Source organism: Streptomyces sp. NBC_00154 (assembly GCF_026342835.1).
Classification (GTDB): domain Bacteria; phylum Actinomycetota; class Actinomycetes; order Streptomycetales; family Streptomycetaceae; genus Streptomyces.
This window is the reverse complement of the sequence record NZ_JAPEMI010000001.1, coordinates 3,478,268-3,498,271: the sequence shown is the minus strand read 5'-3', so window position 1 is coordinate 3,498,271 and position 20,004 is coordinate 3,478,268. Positions and strand designations below refer to the sequence as shown.

The window sequence follows — 20,004 nt, the reverse complement described above, 5'->3', positions numbered from 1 at the left end:
CGGCGAACGTTCAGGACTGTCGAGCCGCGGTTACAGCGCCCTCCAGTCCAGTGTCGTGCGTGCCAGTCGCGCCACGTCGTCCAGCAGGGCCAGCCGGGCTGCACGGACCGCGGGGTCGGTGTCCATCACCAAGACCTCGTCGAAGAAGGCGTTGATCGCGACGACCAGCGGGGCGGAGACCTCGATCAGCGCGGCAAGGTCGTCCTCGCGGCCGTGCAGGGACTGGCGGACGGCCTCGGCGCTCTCGGCGAGGCGCAGCTCGGCGGGGGCGGTCAGCAGGGATCGGTCCGCCGCGTCGACACCGCCTTCCGGAGCGTCCCCGGGGAGAATGCGCACCACCCGCTGCAGCGCGGCGGTGAGCCCGTCGAACGCCTCGGTGCCGAAATAGCGCTCCAGCGTGGCCAGGGTGCGGTCGCCGTGGGCGGGGCGATCCGCCCACACCAGGACGGCCTGGACGAGGCTGTGCTCGTGTCCCGCGTCCGTGAGCTGCTGCTCGTAGCGACGGGTGATCAGTTCGGCGGCCTCCGTGAGCCGTTCGGCGGGCACCTCGACGCCCTGCGCGGCATAGTGTTCGGCCGCCGCACGCAGCCCCTCGTTCACGCGGACGCCGGCCAGCGCGGGCACGCTCCGCAGGACGTTGAGGAGACCGATGGCTGCCCTGCGCACACCGTACGGGTCGGAGCTTCCGGTCGGCGCGGCGCCGATCACGAACATGCCCGTCACCAGGTCGAACCGGTCGGCGAGCGACAGCACAGCGCCCGCGTCGCTGGTGGGCAGGGCGCCGCCGGCGGAGCGTGGCAGCTCCATCTCGGCCAGGGCTCGCGCGACCTCCGCGGACTCGCCGGCGTGGCGTGCGTACTCCTCGGCCATCACCCCGGCCAGGCCGGAGAACTCGACCACCATCTGCGACGCGAGGTCGAACTTCGCCAGCTCACCGGCGCGGCGCACCGTGGCGACCGCGTCCTCCGTGAGCCCCGCGCGTCCGGCCAGGCCGAGGGCGAGGGCGCCGATGCGGCCGGCGCGGTCGGCGACCGTGCCGAGCCGGTCCTCGAAGGTCAGTTTGTCCAGCCGGCGGCGGAACTCCTGGGGGGACACCTTCAGATCGGCGCGCCAGAAGAATGCGGCGTCCTCGTAACGGGCCCGCAGCACCGCCTCGTTGCCCGACCGCACCACGTCGTCGTCGCACGTGCCGTTGGCGAACGTGATGAAGTACGGCATGAGGCGCCCGCTGCTGTCCAGCACCGGCAGATAGCGCTGGTGCTTGCGCATCACGGTGGTCAGGACGCTCGCGGGCAGGTCGAGGTAGCTCTCGTCGAAGGACCCTCGGACCGGGTGCGGGTACTCCACGATGTCAGTGATCTCGTCGATCAGTCCGGCCTCACCGGCCACATCGACGGATCCGCCGACCTCGGCCGCCGACTCGTGGGCTCCGCGCACCACCACATCGCGCCGGACCTCCCGGTCCAGCAGGATGCCGTGCATCTTGAGGAAGTGGGCGTAGCCTTCGGCCGACGCCACCTGGACGACCGGGTCGGCGGCCGTGCGGTGGACCCGGGTGGTGTCGCCCGAGGCGAGCGCGGAGACGGCGACCGGCAGGGGGGTGCTGCCGAGCAGGGCGAGCAGCCAGCGGACGGGGCGGGAGAACGACAGGGTCGGGTCGTTCCACCGCATGTTGCGGCTGGAGCGCAACCCGGACACGACCCCGGCCAGCAGTTCGCTGAGCACCTCGACCGCCGAGCGGCCCGGCTCTTCGCGGGTGAGCGCGACGTAGTCGACACCGCCGACGTCGAGGATCCGCAGGTCCGCCGGGTCGACGCCTTGGCTGCGGGCGAAGCCCAGCAGGGCGGGAGTGGGGGCGCCGTCCTTATAGGCGGCGGCGGCCTTGGGGCCGCGCACGGTCTTGCCGGTGTCCGGCTCGCACGGCTCCACGCGGTCGACCGTGATCACGATGCGGCGCGGTGTGGCCATCGCGGTGATCGGGCCGTGCCCCAGCCGGGTGGCGGCCAGCTTGGTCGTGACCGCCTCACGCACCGCGTCGGTGGTGGCGCGGACATCGGCGTACGGCAGTTCCTCCATGCCGATCTCGAACAGCAGCGTCTCGGTGCCGGACACCGTGGGCAGCGCGGCCCGCACGGCCGCGGCCGGCGCGGCCGCCACTCCGAGCGGGTACTCCAGGACGGCGCGGCGCTGCGCCCACAGCTTGGCCGACTCGTGCGTGAGGCCGCGCATCAGGGAGAACGCCTTGGCTCGCTCAGTGGTGCTCAGCGCGCCGCGCGCGTCGAGCACGTTGAAGGTGTGGCTGCACTTGAGCACGTACGTGTAAGCCGGAATGGGCAGCTCCAGGTCGAGCATGCGCCGGGCCTCGGACGCGTACGCCTCGAAGAGCCGCTGGTTGGTGTCGACGTCGGCGTCGTCGAGGTAGTGGCGGCTCATTTCGTACTCGTTCTGGCCGAACACCTCGCCATAGGTGATGCCCGGCGCGTAGGCGATGTCCTTGAAGTGGGACACGCCCTGAAGGTTCATCAGGATGCGCTCGAGGCCGTAGGTGATCTCCACCGACACCGGGGACAGGGTGACCCCGCCGACTTGCTGGAAGTAGGTGAACTGGGTGATCTCCATGCCGTCCAGCCAGACCTCCCAGCCCAGCCCCCAGGCGCCGAGCGCGGGGGAGGCCCAGTTGTCCTCCACAAACCGCACGTCGTGCGCGCCCAGGTCGACGCCGAGCGCCTGGAGACTGCCCAGGTACAGTTCCTGAGGATTGCCCGGGTCGGGCTTGAGGATCACCTGGAACTGCGTGTGGGTCTGGAGCCGGTTCGGATTCTCGCCGTAGCGCGAGTCGTCCGGCCGCACGCTCGGCTCCACGTAGGCGACGCTCCAGGGCTCGGGGCCGATCACCCGAAGAGCCGTGGACGGGTTGGCCGTTCCGGCTCCCACCTCCGTGTTCAACGGCTGCGTGATCATGCACCCGTTGTCGCTCCAGTACTTCTGCAGGGTGAGTATGGCGTCCTGCATGGTCAGCGCCGTCTGGCCGTTCTTCATGGTGATCGAATCGCCTGTTTCCCGAGTTGGTTCGGCAAGGTGGTTTCGTGGGCGGGCGCTGTCCGGGCGCCGCCGCCTGGTCCGAGGCCCAAAGGGGTGCTCATGATGTCACACGCCCAAGCGCCTCTGAGGTGCTGTTCTTTGCCCTGGCACCGGTCCCGGACGACCGGAAGCCGGCCCTCAGCAGACCCGTTCCCAATCTGCCGTCAGCATGTGCGCGGCCTGCTCCGAGGGCAGTTCGTCGACGTCGTCGGCCGGCGGACTGGCGTGCCGCCGCAGTCGCTCCTCGGCAGCCGCGACCGCCAGTGCTGCCGGCTTCCACACCTGGGCCGGGCCGGCGGTCCGCTCGCCGAGCAGTCTCAGCAGGGACCGGTAGTTCTGACCGCGTCCCCGGGCGACCGGGCGCACGCCTTCCATGGCGAGCACCGTCGCCGAGGACAACGCGTCCAGGGCTATCAGATCGGTCACGCCGTGCAGCACGGCTGCCGTGGCCGGGCCGGCCAGAACGGGGTGGGCCAGGCTCATGGCCTGCACGAGGACCATGTTCACCCCAAAGGCCAGTTCCACGCCAATGGGACGACCGGCTTCCTCGATCACGATGACGTTGGCGACGTCAGTCCACCCTCGCGCACCGCGCAGGGCGATATTGGCGTTGCGACCGGTGACGCCCGGCATGCCGAAGACGTGCCGGAACTCTTCGGGGGAACGCACGGTGCTGGCAACGGCAAGGCCGGCCTCGATGCCGCACTCCAGCAGGTCCCGGTCGTCGGCCAGGACGCGCAGCTGTACGTCGTGTGCAGCGAAGCCGAGCCTGTCGACCAGTAGGTCCCGGGCGAACGCGGTGAGCCGCAGTGCGTCCCCAGAGGGTCCGAGCGCGCCGAAGGACATAAAGGAGCAGCCGAAGGGGGACATCTCGCCGGTCCGCCGGACATGGTCGAGGTTGCGCAGACGCAGGGCGGGCTGAACCAGGAAGGCACGCTCGTGCACATCGCCGGAGAGCAGCGGTTTCAGCACGCTGATCGTGGAGTTGGTGTAGCGCACAGACGGATCGTGGCGGGACACCACCGGCCGCCGGTGCTGCTCCGCATAGCCGGCTACCAGGCACGCGCGGCGGAACGCTTCCAGCACTGTGATGGCGGCATTGGGGACCGCCTCGATCGCCGAGAGGCCTTCCGCGGCCTGCGGGATGATCGGCCCCTGCGGCTTCGTTCCCGGTTCAGCCGCGTCCGGGCGCGGAGCACGAGCTGTCTCCGCGTGCGGCGGACGCGTCACCATCCGGCACCGCCCGAGGGTCGGGGCGTGACCGCCGCGGCGTCGAGGGAAAGGCTTCCGCCGTCCAGCACGGCCCGCACACCCAGAGCCAAGGTCACCATGGGGCTGGTGTGTCCGCAGGGGAATCCGATGACGACGGGGAAGTCGTGCCCGTGCAGCGTCTCATCGATCGCACGACCCAGCTCCTCGATCTGGTCCTCGTGGAAGGGCCAGCCGAACACGATCCCGAGCGCCCCGTCGAACATTCCGGCGAGGTTCATCGACAGGAGATCCTCGGCGGCGTTCACCATGGAGTAGGGCAGCTGCGGTGTCTCCAACAGGACGATGCAGTCCGTGAAATCGGGTTGCCACGGCGTGCCGACCAGGCGCCGCAGGACCGGCAGGCAGCCACCGGTAAGGGTTCCCACGACCCGTCCGGGGCGCAGGACCTCGGTCGGCGGTACGGGATCGGCGCGCCGGACTCTTCCGGGGGCGCTCCAGTCCGCACCCTCCCTGACGATCCGCTCCGGCCTCGGCACCGGCCCGGCCGGCTGGGGGGCACCGGTCACCCTCAGGAAGTGTTCCGCCGTCTCCCGCAGGGGGGACGGGTATTCGGCCCACTCCGCCATGACCGAGGGCCCGTAGAAGGTGACCAGACCGGTTTCGGCGCGGATCGCCGTGTGGAGCGAGGTCATGTCCGAGTAGCCGACGAAGACCTTGGGGTGCGCGGCGATGAGCCCGTAGTCGAGTTCCGGGAGCAGTTGCGCGCTGAGGCTGCCGCCGATGGCGCACATCACCGCACGGACCTCGTCGTCCTCGAACGCCTCGTGCAGGTCCGCGATCCGCTCGCCGACCGTTCCCGCAGTCCACCGGCCGGTCACGAGGGCGTTTTTGGCAAGCCGGGGGCGCAGGCCGACGCCCCTCAGCGCCTGCAGCCCGCGCTCCAGGCGCTGGGGGAAGCGACCGGCCGCATCCGAGGCGGGGGAGACGACGGCGACCACGTCACCGGATGCAAGGGCGGGCGGCAGAACCGGAAGTGGCAGCGGGGATCTCCGCGGTTCGGCGGATTTCATGAGCGGGACCTTCCCTCGGGCCTGGACCTTCTCCAGCAGATGGTGCTCCAGAAAGACATGTGGCTCCTCATCAATACGACACCGGTGCGAGGGCGGCCCCTCACGCACGAGTCGGCGGCACGAACCCGTTCGGCTCGACGGAACCTTGTATCCCGTTGTCCCGCTATCCCGTCATTTCCGCGAAACCGTCGGATGGCTTTTCGCAGGACGTGGGGACTGTGATTCTCGGGAGGGGCGACGGTTCGGCGACCGTCCGAACTCGCGATCCGAAGGGCCCGTTAAGACGCGGTTCCTCGCGAAGCCGACCTATGCGGAAATCGACCATGACCTTAGATATCCACACGTCACATTGACAACATCTAATGCTGGTGAGCCAGGTCACATCCCTTGTGCGTCGTGACTGGCCACCGGGCCGGAGCATGCCAGACAGCAACCTGCCAGCCAGCGCCCTTGTTGCCTCGGCAATCCGTACGTAACTTTCCGGCGAGGGAGGAATCCGCGAACCTACTCCCCTCTCAACATTGAATGAAGAACCACCCAGGGAGATCCACAATGAAATTCGTGATGCGTACCGCTTCTGCCCTTTCGGTAATCGCTGCCGTTCTGGCCCTGGGTGTCGCGGCCGCAAATGCTCATGAAGTGGACACTCTGAGTGTGGCGTCGGACGACATTTCCTCGTTGAGCCTCAACTGGGACTGACTCCTTCCCGCGCCGCGAATTCGCAGCGCGAGGGTGAACGATTACAGGTAACGAGCCGAGAAGGCTGGAAAGGCAGGACAGCGGGGTATGAGCGAAACAAATCTCTTGGTGTACTCGTGGAACGGGGTCAGCCTGGAGGCGCTGCTGGACCGTGGAGCCCGCGTGACGCTGGTCTTCGACGCGTGGGAGGCGACCCACCGGTCGATCGACCCCGGGCTGCTCGCCCGGGTGGACCGCCACTACGTGATCCGCAGCTACGACGCACTCGACGAGGTCGCACAGCTCGCCGTCGAACTCCGCTCCACCGGGGTGAAGATCGACCGGGTCCTCAGCCTGTCGGAGTTCAGCCAGTTCAGCGCCGGCTACATGGCCAGCCTGCTCGGTCTCGGCCAGCCCTCGATCGAGAAGTCTGTGCTCATGCGCGACAAGCGGGCCATGAAGGAACGTGCCACACGCGCTGGGATCGCCTGTGCCCGCCATGAGTCCCTCTCCACCACCGACGTCGAGGGTTCCGTACGTCGCGTCGAGGAGCGGCTCGGCTTCCCCGTCATCGTCAAGCCCGCGGCCGGCCTGGGCTCGGTGGCCACCTCCGCGGTGAACAGCTCCGAGGAACTCACCGCCGTACTGCGCGCCGCCGGAAGCGGCACCGAGGAGACCGGCCTCACGCGGTTCCTGATCGCCGAGGAGCCGATCGACGGCGACGAGTACCACGTCGACGCCGTCTGGGAGAACGGCACCGCGCAGGTCCTGGGTGTCAGCCGCTACCTGCGACCGCGCATGCTGGTGACGACGCCGGGCCGGGACAACGGATCGATCCTCCTGCCCCGCGACCGCGAGCCCGAGCTCTACGCCGAGGTCGAGGAACTGCACGCTCGCATCAACGCTGCCTTCGAGATCACGGACGACATCACCCACCTGGAGATCTTCCGGCGAGCCGACGGCAGACTGTGGTTCTCCGAGATGGCTACCCGGTTCGCCGGTGGCGCCATCCCCGAGAGCTTCAAACCCTACGGCGCGGACCTGCGCGAACTGTGGATCGATGCCGTCGTGAAGACGGACCGGGAGCCGCTGGAGCTGCGCGCTCCCGCGTATCCGTACGTCGGCTGGATCAACCTGGCCCCCGCCGCCGCCGGCGTCATCACCCAGGAGCCCACCGACGAGCAGATCGCGGCCTTCCCCTACGTTCTGGACATCATCCGGTCCCGTGCGGTGGGCTTCGAGATCGAGGAACTGCACCCGTCGGTGTGGTGCCTGATGCTGGTCATCAGCGCCGACAGCGAGCAGCAGTTCCGGGAGCGGGCCGCCGAGCTGGAGGCTGCGCTGCTTCCCGCCTACGCGACGGCGCCGGCTTCGTGAGTACGGTCGTCAACCCTTCCGAGGCGCCCGCCAAACTGGGTTTCGGGGCCCGCTTCACCGCCAGCATGGTGCTGTCGCGGTGGACCGCCGATGACGGCTGGTCGGCGCTCGAAGTGGTCCCGCATCGGGCGCTGGAACTGTCCCCCGCGGCCATGGCCCTGCACTACGGACAGGCGATCTTCGAGGGGTTGAAGGCATTCCCCCACGCGGACGGTTCGCTCGCGCTGTTCCGGCCGCTCGCCAACGCCGTGCGCTTCAACCTCAGTGCCGAGCGCCTCGCCATGCCTGCTCTGCCCGTCGAGACGTTCGTCGACGCGTGTGCGCGGCTGGTGCGCGCCGATGCCTCCGAAGTCCCGAGGGGCCCCGGGCAGAGCCTCTACCTCAGGCCCTTCATGATCGCGGTGGAACCGAGCCTGGGCGTACGACCGGCACGGGAGTATCTGTTCGCCGTGATCGCCTCACCGGTCGACCACTTCTTCGCGGACGGCTTCGAGGCCATCGACGTCTGGTGCCCGACCGACCGGATCCGCGCGGCCCCCGGGGGCACGGGGGCAGCCAAGTGCGCGGGCAACTATGCCGCCAGCCTGGCCACCAAATCCCTTGCCCTTGAGCAGGGTTGTCACGAGGTCTTGTGGCTCGATGCCCGGGAACACCGCTTCGTGGAGGAACTCGGCGCCATGAACTTCTTCGGCGTCACCCGCGAGCCGTCGGGTGCGCCGCTCCTGGTGACCCCGCCCCTGTCGGGAACCATCCTGGCGGGCAACACCCGGGACGCCCTCATCGAGATCGCCGCCGACCTGGGCGTGCGGACCGAGCAACGACCCATCGACATCGCCGAGTTGACCACGGGCGATGGCCGTTTCGAAGAGGCCTTCGCCTGCGGCACCGCGGCCTCCGTGGTGCCCATCGGCAGCGTGACCACTGCGGACGGTCGGCACGTCATAAGCGACGGCCGTCCGGGCGGTCTGACCACCCGGCTCCGCGATGAGCTGGCTGCCATCCAGTACGGGGACCGGCCCGACCCTCGGCACTGGACGTCTACCGTCTGATCCCGGCCGTTCGGCCGCCCTGCATGGAGAGCAACTCTCCATTTCCCATGGGAATTTGATCCAGTCGCGCCCCGGACGGGACCGCGCGCCCAGGGCGAGCCAGCCCGGACGGGCCCTTTTTTGCCCTCGCAACCCCTATGTGCACCTCGCACCTTCCACCATTCATACCTAGGGAGAATCACCTTGGCCACGCCCACGTACACGCACGGTGGATGGCGACCCTCCGCGGACCGCTTCCTGGAGATCATCGACCAGCCGCTGTACCGCACGCTGGTGGACCTGCAGGACCTCGTGACCCTCGAGACAGCCGTCTTCTGGAGAGAGCGGGGTGTCAAGTCCGTCCACCTGCCGATCACCACGAACAGCATCTCCAGCCCGATGGGCCTGGGAAGCGACTCGCTCCCGGTCGAGATCGATCTGTTCGGCCAGCGTACGTTCCTCGCCGACTCGATGCAGTTCATGCTGGAGTACGGCTGCCGGCTCAGCCCTCAGGGCAGCTGGTACCTGATGCCGAGCTTCCGCGGCGAGAACTGCGACGAGACGCACCTCAACCAGTTCTTCCACAGCGAGGCCGAACTTCCGGGCGGTCTCGACGCGTGCATCGACGCCGTCAACGCGTACATGCGCCGACTGGCACAGGCGGTCCTGGACCGCCATGCCGACGACGTGCGGGCCATCGCGGGCACCACCGAGCACCTGGAGCGCATGGCCGGGCTGGAGTCCTTCCCCCGCATGACCTTCGACGAGGCCGTCGCCCACCTGGGCGATGACCCGAACGCGGTCGAGCACCAGGACGGCTGGCGCACCCTCACCCGGCACGGCGAGCGCCGGCTGATGGACGAGGTGAGCCCGATCCTCTGGGTCACTCACTACGACCACTTGTCGGTGCCCTTCTACCAGGCGTACGGCGATGAGGAGGGGCGCACGGCCCTCAACGGCGACCTGCTCTTCGGCATCGGCGAAACCGTCGGCTGCGGCGAGCGCCACGTCGACGGCGAGCAGGCGCGCAAGGCCCTGGCCCACCACGAGGTCCCCGAGGAGGACTACGGCTGGTACGTACGCATGAAGGACGCGTACCCGCAGCACACCTCGGGGTTCGGCCTGGGCATCGAGCGTTGGCTGATGTGGGTGCTGAACCAGAAGGACATCCGCGAGCTCCAGCTCGCGCCGCGCCTGAACGGTGTCACCGTCACGCCGTGACCCGCACGGCCCGCTCAGCGGCCCTCCGTCACGGATCCGGACTCCTGGATCCGTGACCGGAGGGCCGCTGAGCGGCTCCGCCGTTCCGACCCAGCGCACGGTCGTCCCGTAGCCCCGCAGGAGAAGAGAGATGCCCCGGTCCACCGACGAGATCACCGTCACCAGGACGTCCGCACCGCACCGCTCGCTGCGCGAGACGACCCACGCGTACTTGGCCGTCCGTCCCGCGCTGATCAGCGCGCACGAGCACACCGGCGTCGAACTCGTCTACCACCGCGACGACGCCCAGCACACCTACCGCCAGTCCGTGCCCGATCTGATGGCGCTGCTCGGTGTGCTCGGCAGGGGGCTTCTTCCAGAACCGCCCGGCGCCGTGGGCGCGTTGGTCCTCCCGATGCCCTACTACCGCCGGTTCAAGCCCGAGGGCACCCCGGTCGACCCGTCGACGTGCGGCCGGATCATCCGCGACCGCAACCGGGAACTGCTCGACGCCTGCGCACGGTTCCGTGACGACAATCCGCCCTCGGCCGGACTGCCCATGCCCGCCCTGATGGCCGATCCCTTCCGCGACGCGACGGACTTCGCATCCGACTACGCCGATCGCCTCGAAGAGGTGTTCGCCCTCAAGTGGCACCCACCGGCGACCGAAAGACCCGTCTCCGCCTACGTGGAGCGCGGTTATCTCGATCTCGCCGCGGACTTGGGCGTGCCGACCGTGATGCACTGCTCCCCCGAGGGCCAACTCGGCGACCTCGCCGAGATCTCCGCGGACGCGATCCCCGCCGCGGTCGCGGCGGGTGCCCGGATCAGCGTGGCCCACCTCGGCTTCAACAACCCCGCACTGCCCCGGATCCTGAACACCCCCGGGGTGTACACCGACCTCGGGCCGTGGGAGGCGGTGTGCGAGGGGACCGTCGGAGACCCCGGTCCCCTCGACTCCGACGCCCGGCTCGCCCGACTCATCACCGCATGCGGGACGAGGCTGATGGTCTCCCTTGACTCCCCTTGGCACCTCCAGCACCGGGACGACGGGCGCGTCCTCGGCGCGGACACCGTCCCGGCCCTGCGCCGAATACTCGGTTCGCTCGAACTCAGCGGCACCGATCGGCACGCCCTGCTGGCCGGCAACGTCCTGCCCTACCTGTTCGGGACGTCATGAACGGCCGGAACACGCCCGCGAGTACCGACCCGACGGAGAAGGAGGAGCCGTGTCCCTGCTGAAGGACCTGCGCACACTGCCCCGCACCGCCCGGACCCTGCTGCTGCTCGGCGCCCTCAACAACATCGGCTCGGGCCTGGTTCTGCCGTTCCTCGCCGTCTACGTCCACCAGGTCAACGACCTCGGTCTCGACACGGCCATGCACGCCGTGTCGCTGACGGCGATCGCCGCCATCATCGGTGGCCTCAACGCCGGGCGCCTCGCCGACCGCATCGGCGCCCGCCGTACGGCGGCGGCGCACATGGTGCTCAGCGCGGTGGGCGTGACCGGATACGCCCTGGCCGGCGAAACCTGGCACTTCCTGTTGTCCGCCGTGATCTGGGGCCTCGGCCTGGGCAGTTCTTCGGTCTGGAACACCCTGCTTGCCACATCGGTGCCCGCTGCGTCCCACCCGGTGGTCTTCGGCTCCAGCTTCACCCTGACGAACGCCGCACTGGGCGTCGGCGGACTCCTCGGCGGTGCGTTCGCGAGCGTTGCGCACCCGATGTCGTTCCGACTGCTGTACGGCGCCAACGCCCTCAGCTACCTCGGGATCGCCCTGGCCGTGTTCGCCCTGCGCAGCCTCGGGACCGACACGCCGACCGAGGCCGACGCACGGCAGGACTCCGTCCGGTCGCACACCTACCTCCAGGTCTTCACCAGCGGCCCGTTCCTCCTGGTCCTCGGCCTCGGACTGGCGCTGTACTTCTCCTCGTACGGACAGCTGGAGGCGGGCTTCCCGGCCTTCCTACTGACGAGCACCGATGTGGGGACATCCGGGATCGCCGTGCTGTTCGCCGTGAATACCGGCGCGGTCATCTGCTCCCAACTGGTCCTGCACGAACTGATCAAGCGGTGGAAGCACACCCGGACCGTCGCTCTGGCTGCCGCCGCCTGGTCGGCGAGCTGGCTCCTCGTGCTCGCCGCGACGGCCTCGGACGCGGACTTCCAACTGGCGGTGCTCGTCGGCGGCATGGCGCTCTTCGCCTGTGCCGAGACGCTGTACGCCTCGGGAATGCCCTCCCTGGTGAATTCTCTGGCCACACCCGCACTGCGCGGGCGCTTCAACGCCGCCTATGGCACGGCCACCTCGGCGGGCTTCGTGACCGGACCGCTGGCGGCAGGCGCCCTGGTGTCCGGCGGCGCGGGAACCTTCCTCGTCACCGGTCTGTCCGTGCTCTGCGCGGTGGCGGCGCTGGTTCTCCTGGCCACCACGGGCCTTCTCGTACGCGCAGCATCGGCGGCCTCCGCCGTCACAGCAGGCGAGGAAGCCACCCCGGACCCGGCGGACGGTCACCAGGAGGCTGTCCGTGGCTGACCTCCGCATCCCACCTCCGACACCGTTCTCCTTCCCGGAGATGACCCGCATGACCGCCGACATCGTTCGGGAGTCCCCCCAGATCCACGCCGTCGTCCCCACCCATCGGGTATCCATCCGGCCATCCCTTCGTGCACCGGACGCAAGCCCGCCCACGGCACGTCGTACGTGCCACGAAGGCCGCCTGCTGCGCGAACTGGCGGTCCTGCTGGGGACGCAACCCGAGGACGCGCCGACCGTGCTGCGCACCCGGCTGGCACTGCTGGCCGAGGCCCAGGCCGAAGTGGAGCGACTACTCAGGGCCGAGTTGGTCTCGGCCTCCCGCGCCCTGGCCGAGAGGGCCCACGTCGTTCCAGGGGGGTTGCTGGTAGCGACCCGGGTCGACAACACGACCGGACGCAAGCTGCGACAACTGGCCTCGGCTGTAGCGGGGCACCTCTCCTCCGGCATGGGCCTCGTCGTCCTGTGCACTCCGCACGAGGGCCGAGCACTGCTGGTCTGCGCGGTCGGCCACCGGCTGCGCGCGCAGGGCGTGGATGCCCGGGAGGTTCTCTGGGATGCCGCAGCCGCGATCGGGGGGATCCCGGCGGGCCGGGGAGCCCGGTCGAGCGCCGCCGGACAGTGGACGGACGAGCTGGGCAGGGCCCTCTCGTTGGCCCGCGCAAGGGCTTCAGTCTTGTTGCGGCGGAGCGTGGGGTGACAACACGAAGGGAGGCGACGCCTTCAGAGCCAACCGCGCTCGGCGGCCCGGAGGCCGGCTTCGAACCGGCTGCGGGCGTTGAGCCGGTCCATGATGTCCGACATCAATCGACGGACGCTGCGGACGGAGAGGGCCAACTGCTTGCTGGCGGCCTCGTCGGTCATGCCTTGAGCGAGAAGACGCAGCAGCTCACGCTCCTGCGGAACGAGCCCATGATCGTCCGGAAGCTCGGCGGTGCCGAGCGGACGGGCGGCTTCCCAGATCTGCGTGAAGAGCGCCAACAGGGCGGCGACGGCACTCCGTTCGCGCAGGACGAGTGCGCCTTTGGCCGAGTCCTCCGGATCTATCGGAAGAACGGCAATTTTGCGGTCCACGAGGATGATACGCATCGGCAGCACAGGATGCGTGCGCACTTCTCCACCGCATTCGTTCAGCCAGGCCGCGTAACGACGAGTGGCGGTGTGGTTGCGGACGCTGTCCAGATAAATCGTGCGGATGCTCACCCCGCGCTCGACTATCCTCGCGTCGAGTGCTTGGCTCGCGGCCATACTCTCCGCGGTGAGGGAGGCTTTCGGAATGAGAGCGAGCACTTCCGTCTCAATTTGCTTCGATATCTCTTCCAGGTACACACGTACGGAATCCATACCTCGCAGGTATTCGATGCTGCCGCCCTCGCCGGATCCGCTGCGTTCCTGTTCGAACTCCGCGATGATGTCGGACATCGCCACGCGGCATTCGGCGAGTTTCTGCTGGCGTCCAAATATTTCCCTTTGCCGAGCAGATATCAGCTCCGCGAGCGCCACGCTCGGCTTCACCACGACGATGGCACCCGGCTCCTCCCCGGAGGGCCTGATCAGCGAGAAGGACGCCAGCTCGTCGAGCCCCGCCTGAACGGCGGACTTGCTCAGCCCGGTCTCCTCGACCAATGCGTCGATACTCCACCGGGGGCCCCGAATCATCGCCCGATACACCGCTTCGGTTCGTTTGCCCAGCCCCAGACCGGCGAGCGAGGCCCGTGCGGGCACCTCAAGCGCCAAAGATTCCGTCATTCCATCCATCCTTGCCCGGCAGAAGACACAACGATACCTAGTCGCTGTGACGGTCATCCGATTCCAAACCAGCTGCTCCCGGTCGACCCGGACCAAGAGGGCGAGGTAGCTGCCGAGCTGCGCCGTGCCGTCCTCAATGACGACATTACCCCTCACGGCAGCGCAGGCGCGCGTCCTGCCTTCCTGGCCTGATGTTCCGGTGTTGATCATGAGCTGAATTCGACGCGGGACCGTGCGGTCTTCGGCCGCCCCCTCACCGGCCTCGGCAGAACGAGAGGAAAGAGGAGTCGCACCGTTGGCTTTGCAGACTTTTGACACGCAAGACGAGGAATTCTGAGGGGGATATTACAACATGGCTCGCACCACTACGGTTTTGTTGGTCGGCGGCTCGGGGCACTGGGCCGGCAGGGAGAACCACGCCCCTGCGCTGCTCGAAATGCGGCAGTCCGGATGGCCGGTCCGCACCGCTGTCATCTGCGACCCGCGGAATCCGGAGAAGCGCGCCCAGGGCGAGGACATGGCACCGCTGCGCGAACTGCTGTGGAGGGACTCACCGAAGTGGCTCAACCCCGACGGACTCAGCCGTACGGAACTGGAAGCCGTGCTGGACCGTGCCCACTCCACTCATCGATTCTCCCTGGCGATCATTGCCTGCAACCCCGTCCACCACCGCGACTACATCCTCTGGGCGGTCTCCCGGGGCATCAGCGTGCTGTGAGACAAGCCCCTGCTGGTCGCTGAGGGCGCCGCATACGAGCCGGCGGCTGCCGAACGCATCATCGGCGGCTACGCGGAACTCGACCGCGCGCTCACCCGGGCCCGCGCCGCGGGGCCGTGCCACCTTGCCATGCCGCTGCGCCGACGGCGCCAACGACGTCTACCGGTCGATCGCCTCCGACATCTCCGAGATTCAGCGCGTGCACGGGCAGGGCATCACCTCCATGTAACTGATCAAGAACGGAGGGCTCTTCCGGCATCCCGAGGAGTACCTGTTCGGCGACGCGCACGGGTACACCAGCGGTGTCGGAGCTCTCTCCTTCTCCAGCTACCACCGCATCGATCTGCTGGCCTGGTACCTGGAGTTGGCTCCGGGAGAGGAGACCGCTCTACGGGTGACCAACCCGTACGTGCGCAGAGTCGGCGAGTTCCTGCGCACCCGTCAGGCCACCGCGCTCGCCGAGCTGGTCGACGGCCGCGGAGGGGTGCGGATCCCCGAACTGCCGCCGGAGGTACTGGCAGCCGAATCCGACTTCGTCTTCCACGTCGAACTCCTGGGGCAGGACGGCCAGAAGGCCGGACTCGTGACATACACCTGCCACTCGAACACCTACTCCCATCGCTCCGTCAGTCTCCAAGAGTTCGACCGCACCAACCGGCAGCCGTTCCGGGAAAAGGGCAGGATGTCCCAGTTCACGTTGGACATCAATCAGGGCAGCATCCAGCACATAGGCGTCTTCAAGAACGACGTCGTCGGCGAGGACTACCGGATCCGGGTGCAACGGCGCCGGAACCCGGTCGTGGCCGACGAACCCTACGTCGAGGAGGTGTTTCACAACGCCCACGCGGGAAGCTCTGTGACCCCGCAGGACGTCTTGCGCGCGATGGTGGGCCTGGCGAGCGGTGAGGCCGCTCCCACGCAGGTCGCCGACCGAATCTCCTTCTTCGAGGACCAGCGGCTGAGCCACCACCTGTTCGGCACGTTCTACGAGCTCATCGCCGCGAACGCCGGCGGGGTCGGTTCCGCGGAGCGCTTCGTCGAGTTGGCCGGGTGACCAGGACTCCTGTCGGTCGGCGAGGACCCCTGGCAGCGTTGTTGTCGGTGATGTTCCTCGCCGCCATGGACAGCGCGGTAACGGCCACGGCCGGCCCGCAGATCGTGGCCGACCTGGGCGATGGATCGGCCTTCAGCTGGCTCCTCACCGCGTACGTCCTCGCCGCGACCGTTTCCGGGCCCCTGTAGGGGAGGCTGGCCGACACCCACGGACGGCGGCCCGTACTCATCGGCGGAACCCTCCTGTTCCTGTCGGGTTCCGCGTTGTGCGCGGCCGGCTGGAGCATGCCGAGCCTCGTCGCCTTCCGCTCTGTTCAGGGCCTGGGAGCCGGCGCGATCCAGGTGACCGTGCAGACGGTCGCGGGCGATCTGTACCAGCCGCACGAGCGCGGCCGCATTCAGGCGGCGCTGGCCTCGGTCTGGAGCGTCGCGGCCCTGGCGGGTTCGGCCGTGGGCGGTGCGCTCGCCCAGTACGGCCACTGGCGGGGGATCTTCTTGCTCAACCTCCCCCTCGGCCTGGCCGCGATATGGCTGCTGGTCCGCCGCTTCCCCGTGGAGGACGTCCGGAGCGGCACGAGTGGCCCGGTGGACTGGCGCGGTGCCCTGGGCATCGCGGTAGCCACGGACTGCGCGGCCGTCTGCGAGGAACGCGTTGCCACGGGCCTTCGGTATGCGTACTTCGCAGGAACCGGTTTCGCGGCTGCCATGGTGCTTCTGCTGTTGATGACGCCGCGCATGTCGGTCAGGACTCCCATGGAAAGCCAGACGGCGGGACAGTCGCTCGGCTCGACCGTCGCACGGGGTATCTGAACTGGGCTTGATCCGCTTTGCCGGACATTCGAGATCAGGGACTCGCCCCCGGCGAGGATGTCCGTCATGGAGAGGATGGGGGAAGAAGAAGCCTCGCCCTCGCTGTTCGTTCACGCCGGAGTTCAAGGCCGAGATAGTTGAGCTGTGTCGACGTGGAGACCGATCGGTCGGTCAGATCGCCAAGGACTTCGATATGACCGAGACCGCGGTGCAGGATTGGGACCACCGACCGCCGCGCGGCCCGCGCCCGACGTCAAGCCCGCGCCCGACAAAAGCAAAAGCCCCAGGTCACGGCGAGTGAGTCCTGAGGCTTCTACAGAGCCGCCTTCGGGATTCGAACCCGAGACCTACGCATTACGAGTGCGTTGCTCTGGCCAACTGAGCTAAGGCGGCACGCCCCGTCGCACCATGGTGCGATCAGCGGCGTCGCCAAGTCTACACAGTTTCGGAGAGTGCTCCGTACCGCCCTCCCCCGGAGCCGTATCCGCTGGTCAGGGGGGAGGTTCGGCGGATCGGGGAGTCAGGAGCACCTCTTGTCGGCAGCGGGCGGGGTGCCGTTCAGGAGGTATGTGTTGATCGCCGTGTCGATGCAGTCGCTGCCGCGGCCGTACGCCGTGTGGCCATCACCCTCGTAGGTGAGGAGCCTTCCGGAGGAGAGCTGGCCGGCCAGGGACTGGGCCCACTTGTACGGGGTGGCCGGGTCGCGGGTGGTGCCGACCACGACGATCGGGGAAGCGCCCTTCGCCTTGATGCGGTGCGGGGTGCCGGTGGCGCCGACGGGCCAGTCGGCGCAGTTCATGGAGGCCCAGGCGAGAGGCTTGCCGAAGACCGGGGACGCCTTCTCGAAGCTGGGGAGGGCCTGCATGACGGCGCTCGGGCCGGTGAAGGCCGGGGGCGAGTCGAGGCAGTTCACGGCTGCGTTGGCGGCCATCAGGTTCGCATACGTGCCGTTCGGCTGACGCTCGTAGTAGCTGTCGGCGAGGGCGAGCAGGCCGGAGCCGTCGCCCGCCTGGGCGCCCGCGATGGCTTCACGCAGCTGGGGCCAGGTCGATTCGTCGTACATGGCGGCGACGACGCCCATGGTGGCGAGGGACTCGCCGAGCTTGCGGGCCTCGCCGGTGGGGATGGGCTTGGCGTCGAGGTCGGCGAAGAGCCGCTTGAGCTGGGTGGCGGCATCGGCGGTGGAGGTGGTGCCGAGCGGGCAGTCCGACTTCTTCACGCAGTCAGCGGCGAAGGACTGGAATGCGGTCTCGAAGCCCGCGGTCTGGTCGCGGTTCATCTCGATCGACGAGAGCGACGGGTCCATCGCACCGTCGAGGACGAGGCGGCCGGTCCGGGCAGGGAAGAGCTCGGCGTACGTCGCACCCAGGAAGGTGCCGTACGACGCCCCGACGTACGTCAGCCTCTCGTCACCGAGCAGGGACCGCAGGATGTCCATGTCGCGGGCCGCCTCGACGGTGGACACGTGCGGGAGGATCTTGCCGGAGCGCTGCTCGCAACCGTCCGCGAACTTCTCGAAGGAGTCGCTCAGCTGCGTGACCTCTGCGGCGTCGTCGGGGGTCTGATCGACCTGGGTGTACGCGTCCATCTGCGGTCCGGTGAGACATTCAACGGGTTCACTGCGGGCGACGCCGCGCGGGTCGACGGCGACCATGTCGTAGCGGGCACGGACCGGTGCGGGGTAGCCCGCGGCCGCGTAGCTCTGGAGGTAGCCGATGGCCGAGCCGCCGGGGCCTCCCGGGTTCACCAGGAGGGAGCCGATCCGCTTGCCCGGGCCGGTGGCCTTCTTGCGGGAAACGGCCAGCTTGATGTCTCCGGCACCCGGCTTCGCGTAGTCGAGCGGCGCCTTCATGGTGGCGCACTGGAATCCGGAGACGCCGCAGTCCCGCCAGGTCAGATGCTGTGTGTAGTACGGCAGAAGCTCCGTGGGCGCGGCAGGCGCGGGACTCGACGCACTCGTCGTCGAACTGCCGCTGCTGCAGCCGGAGATGAGTAGGCCGGCACTGCCGAGCAGGGTGCCGAAGGTACGGAGCAGGCGCCTGGTGTCCATCCCCGGAGCGTAGTCGCCATGCGACGACTCGTCCGATTCGTTACCCAATCGGATGAATCAGCGATCCGCGCCGGAGCTTCGTGTCGGAAGTCCGTGTCAGCCTGCGCGTAGTGCCATCGTCATCGCCTCCACCGCGAGCAGCGGCGCCACATTGCGGTCCAGCGCCCGGCGGCAGGCAATCACTGCCTCTATCCGGCGCAGGGTGCGCTCGGGTGTGGAGGACCGCGCGATCCGGTCGAGTGCGTCCCACACATCGACATTGGAGAGCGCGATCTGCGAACCCAGCTGGAGTGCCAGTACGTCGCGGTAGAAGCCGGTCAGATCGGTGAGCGCCAGATCCAGGCTGTCGCGCTGGGTGCGGGTCTTGCGGCGCTTCTGCTTGTCCTCCAGATCCTTCATCACCCCCGCCGTGCCGCGCGGCATCCGGCCTCCGGCGGCCGCGCCGAGCGCGGCCTTCATGTCCTCCGTCTCCTTGACGTCGACCTCTTCGGAGACCTGCCTCGCATCGTCGGCAGCGGTGTCGATCAGCTCCTGGGCCGCCTTCAGACAGCCGCCGATGTCCTCGACCCTGAGCGGAAGCTTGAGCACGGCCGCGCGGCGCGCACGGGCCTTCTCGTCGGTGGCGAGGCGGCGGGCCCGGCCGATGTGCCCCTGCGTGGCGCGCGCGGCGGACGCGGCCCGCTCCGGATCGATGCCGTCGCGCCGGATCAGCACATCGGCGACGGCATCGACCGACGGGGTGCGCAGCGTGAGATGACGGCAGCGGGACCGGATGGTGGGCAGCACATCTTCGAGGGAGGGGGCGCAGAGCAGCCACACCGTGCGCGGCGCGGGCTCCTCGACCGCCTTCAGCAGCACATTCCCCGCGCCCTCCGTGAGCCGGTCGGCGTCCTCCAGGATGATCACCTGCCAGCGGCCCACGGCCGGGGAGAGCTGGGCGCGGCGGACCAGTTCGCGGGTCTCCTTCACACCGATGGAGAGCAGGTCCGTCCGAACCACATCGACGTCGGCATGCGTACCGACGAGGCTCGTGTGACAGCCGTCGCAGAAGCCGCACCCCGGTGCGCCGCCCAGGGCGCGGTCCGGGCTGGTGCACTGGAGGGCGGCGGCGAAGGCGCGGGCGGCGGTGGACCGCCCGGAGCCCGGCGGTCCGGTGAACAGCCAGGCGTGAGTCATCCTCGACCCCGGCGGCACCCGCTCCCCCACAGAGACTGCGGTGACCAGCGCATCGGCGTCCTGAGCGGCGGCCCCGAGCTGCTCCTGCACTCGGTCCTGGCCGACCAGGTCGTCCCATACGGACATGGTCACCACCCTTCCGGTGGTCGTGTACGGCTCCGGCTTCCCATTGTGGGGGAAGGGTCTGACAATCCCGGCGATCCGGTCCGTCCTCGGTCCTGGGACCGCCGGCCGGGATCCGGACCCCCGGCCGGAGATCCGGCCG

Annotated in this window: 18 protein-coding genes and 1 tRNA gene; 12 read left to right on the top strand and 7 right to left on the bottom strand. The window is 68.9% G+C overall.

The window, feature by feature from the left end:
* Window positions 1-30: 30 nt before the first annotated feature.
* The 3 genes from OHA03_RS15745 to OHA03_RS15735 all read right to left on the bottom strand — a co-directional run bounded on the left by OHA03_RS15745 (window position 31) and on the right by OHA03_RS15735 (window position 5,363).
* A complete protein-coding gene (locus tag OHA03_RS15745) occupies window positions 31-3,039 on the bottom strand; it encodes a glycine--tRNA ligase (RefSeq protein WP_267004478.1) in 3,009 nt (1,002 codons plus the stop codon).
* A gap of 180 nt (window positions 3,040-3,219) precedes the next feature.
* Entirely contained in the window at window positions 3,220-4,314 is a 1,095-nt protein-coding gene (locus OHA03_RS15740; protein ID WP_267004477.1) for a hypothetical protein, read from the bottom strand.
* Window positions 4,308-5,363, bottom strand: a complete 1,056-nt coding sequence (locus OHA03_RS15735) for an LD-carboxypeptidase (protein WP_267004476.1) — start codon at window positions 5,361-5,363, stop codon at window positions 4,308-4,310. Before OHA03_RS15735 ends, OHA03_RS15740 begins: the two co-directional genes overlap by 7 nt.
* A gap of 552 nt (window positions 5,364-5,915) precedes the next feature.
* On the opposite strand from OHA03_RS15735, the gene OHA03_RS15730 reads away from it, so the two are divergent.
* The 7 genes from OHA03_RS15730 (at window position 5,916) to OHA03_RS15700 (ending at window position 12,883) form a co-directional block, all read left to right on the top strand.
* On the top strand, window positions 5,916-6,062 hold the full coding sequence (locus tag OHA03_RS15730; protein ID WP_267004475.1) for a hypothetical protein: 147 nt from the start codon (window positions 5,916-5,918) through the stop codon (window positions 6,060-6,062).
* Window positions 6,063-6,149: 87 nt separating this feature from the next.
* Window positions 6,150-7,418, top strand: coding sequence for an acetyl-CoA carboxylase biotin carboxylase subunit family protein (locus OHA03_RS15725; RefSeq protein WP_267004474.1), 1,269 nt, complete (start codon window positions 6,150-6,152; stop codon window positions 7,416-7,418).
* Window positions 7,415-8,467: a branched-chain amino acid aminotransferase gene (locus tag OHA03_RS15720; RefSeq protein WP_267004473.1), complete on the top strand. Its 1,053-nt coding sequence runs from the start codon at window positions 7,415-7,417 to the stop codon at window positions 8,465-8,467. Before OHA03_RS15725 ends, OHA03_RS15720 begins: the two co-directional genes overlap by 4 nt.
* Before the next feature lie 183 nt (window positions 8,468-8,650).
* Window positions 8,651-9,667 carry an amino acid--tRNA ligase-related protein gene (locus OHA03_RS15715; protein ID WP_267004472.1) on the top strand — a complete coding sequence of 339 codons (1,017 nt, stop codon included), beginning with the start codon at window positions 8,651-8,653 and terminating at the stop codon, window positions 9,665-9,667.
* 130 nt (window positions 9,668-9,797) lie between these two features.
* Window positions 9,798-10,826, top strand: coding sequence for a hypothetical protein (locus tag OHA03_RS15710; protein ID WP_267004471.1), 1,029 nt, complete (start codon window positions 9,798-9,800; stop codon window positions 10,824-10,826).
* Window positions 10,827-10,875: 49 nt separating this feature from the next.
* Window positions 10,876-12,183, top strand: a complete 1,308-nt coding sequence (locus OHA03_RS15705) for an MFS transporter (RefSeq protein WP_267004470.1) — start codon at window positions 10,876-10,878, stop codon at window positions 12,181-12,183.
* The gene (locus OHA03_RS15700; protein ID WP_267004469.1) at window positions 12,176-12,883 is read left to right on the top strand and encodes a hypothetical protein; all 708 of its coding nucleotides are present in this window, start codon (window positions 12,176-12,178) and stop codon (window positions 12,881-12,883) included. The genes OHA03_RS15705 and OHA03_RS15700 overlap by 8 nt, the downstream gene beginning before the upstream one ends.
* A 23-nt stretch (window positions 12,884-12,906) precedes the next feature.
* Here OHA03_RS15700 and OHA03_RS15695 read toward each other — a convergent pair whose 3' ends face one another.
* Window positions 12,907-14,142 carry a LuxR C-terminal-related transcriptional regulator gene (locus OHA03_RS15695; RefSeq protein WP_267004468.1) on the bottom strand — a complete coding sequence of 412 codons (1,236 nt, stop codon included), beginning with the start codon at window positions 14,140-14,142 and terminating at the stop codon, window positions 12,907-12,909.
* Between the two features lie 142 nt (window positions 14,143-14,284).
* Between OHA03_RS15695 and OHA03_RS15690 the strand changes: the two genes are divergently transcribed.
* The 5 genes from OHA03_RS15690 (at window position 14,285) to OHA03_RS48005 (ending at window position 16,814) form a co-directional block, all read left to right on the top strand.
* The gene (locus tag OHA03_RS15690) at window positions 14,285-14,650 is read left to right on the top strand and encodes a hypothetical protein (protein ID WP_267004467.1); all 366 of its coding nucleotides are present in this window, start codon (window positions 14,285-14,287) and stop codon (window positions 14,648-14,650) included.
* 394 nt (window positions 14,651-15,044) lie between these two features.
* Window positions 15,045-15,704 (top strand): hypothetical protein, encoded by a 660-nt coding sequence (locus OHA03_RS15685; RefSeq protein WP_267004466.1) that lies wholly within the window; start codon window positions 15,045-15,047, stop codon window positions 15,702-15,704.
* A gap of 38 nt (window positions 15,705-15,742) precedes the next feature.
* Window positions 15,743-15,892: a hypothetical protein gene (locus OHA03_RS15680; RefSeq protein ID WP_267004465.1), complete on the top strand. Its 150-nt coding sequence runs from the start codon at window positions 15,743-15,745 to the stop codon at window positions 15,890-15,892.
* A 6-nt stretch (window positions 15,893-15,898) separates the two neighbouring features.
* Window positions 15,899-16,513, top strand: coding sequence for an MFS transporter (locus OHA03_RS15675; protein WP_267008060.1), 615 nt, complete (start codon window positions 15,899-15,901; stop codon window positions 16,511-16,513).
* Between the two features lie 7 nt (window positions 16,514-16,520).
* Window positions 16,521-16,814: a transposase gene (locus OHA03_RS48005; RefSeq protein ID WP_354006154.1), complete on the top strand. Its 294-nt coding sequence runs from the start codon at window positions 16,521-16,523 to the stop codon at window positions 16,812-16,814.
* Window positions 16,815-16,832: 18 nt separating this feature from the next.
* Here OHA03_RS48005 and OHA03_RS15670 read toward each other — a convergent pair.
* The 3 genes from OHA03_RS15670 to OHA03_RS15660 all read right to left on the bottom strand — a co-directional run bounded on the left by OHA03_RS15670 (window position 16,833) and on the right by OHA03_RS15660 (window position 19,865).
* Window positions 16,833-16,906 (bottom strand) — tRNA-Thr (locus OHA03_RS15670).
* Between the two features lie 127 nt (window positions 16,907-17,033).
* Window positions 17,034-18,563 carry an alpha/beta hydrolase gene (locus tag OHA03_RS15665; RefSeq protein ID WP_267004464.1) on the bottom strand — a complete coding sequence of 510 codons (1,530 nt, stop codon included), beginning with the start codon at window positions 18,561-18,563 and terminating at the stop codon, window positions 17,034-17,036.
* A gap of 96 nt (window positions 18,564-18,659) precedes the next feature.
* A complete protein-coding gene (locus tag OHA03_RS15660) occupies window positions 18,660-19,865 on the bottom strand; it encodes a DNA polymerase III subunit delta' (protein ID WP_267004463.1) in 1,206 nt (401 codons plus the stop codon).
* Window positions 19,866-20,004: the final 139 nt, after the last annotated feature.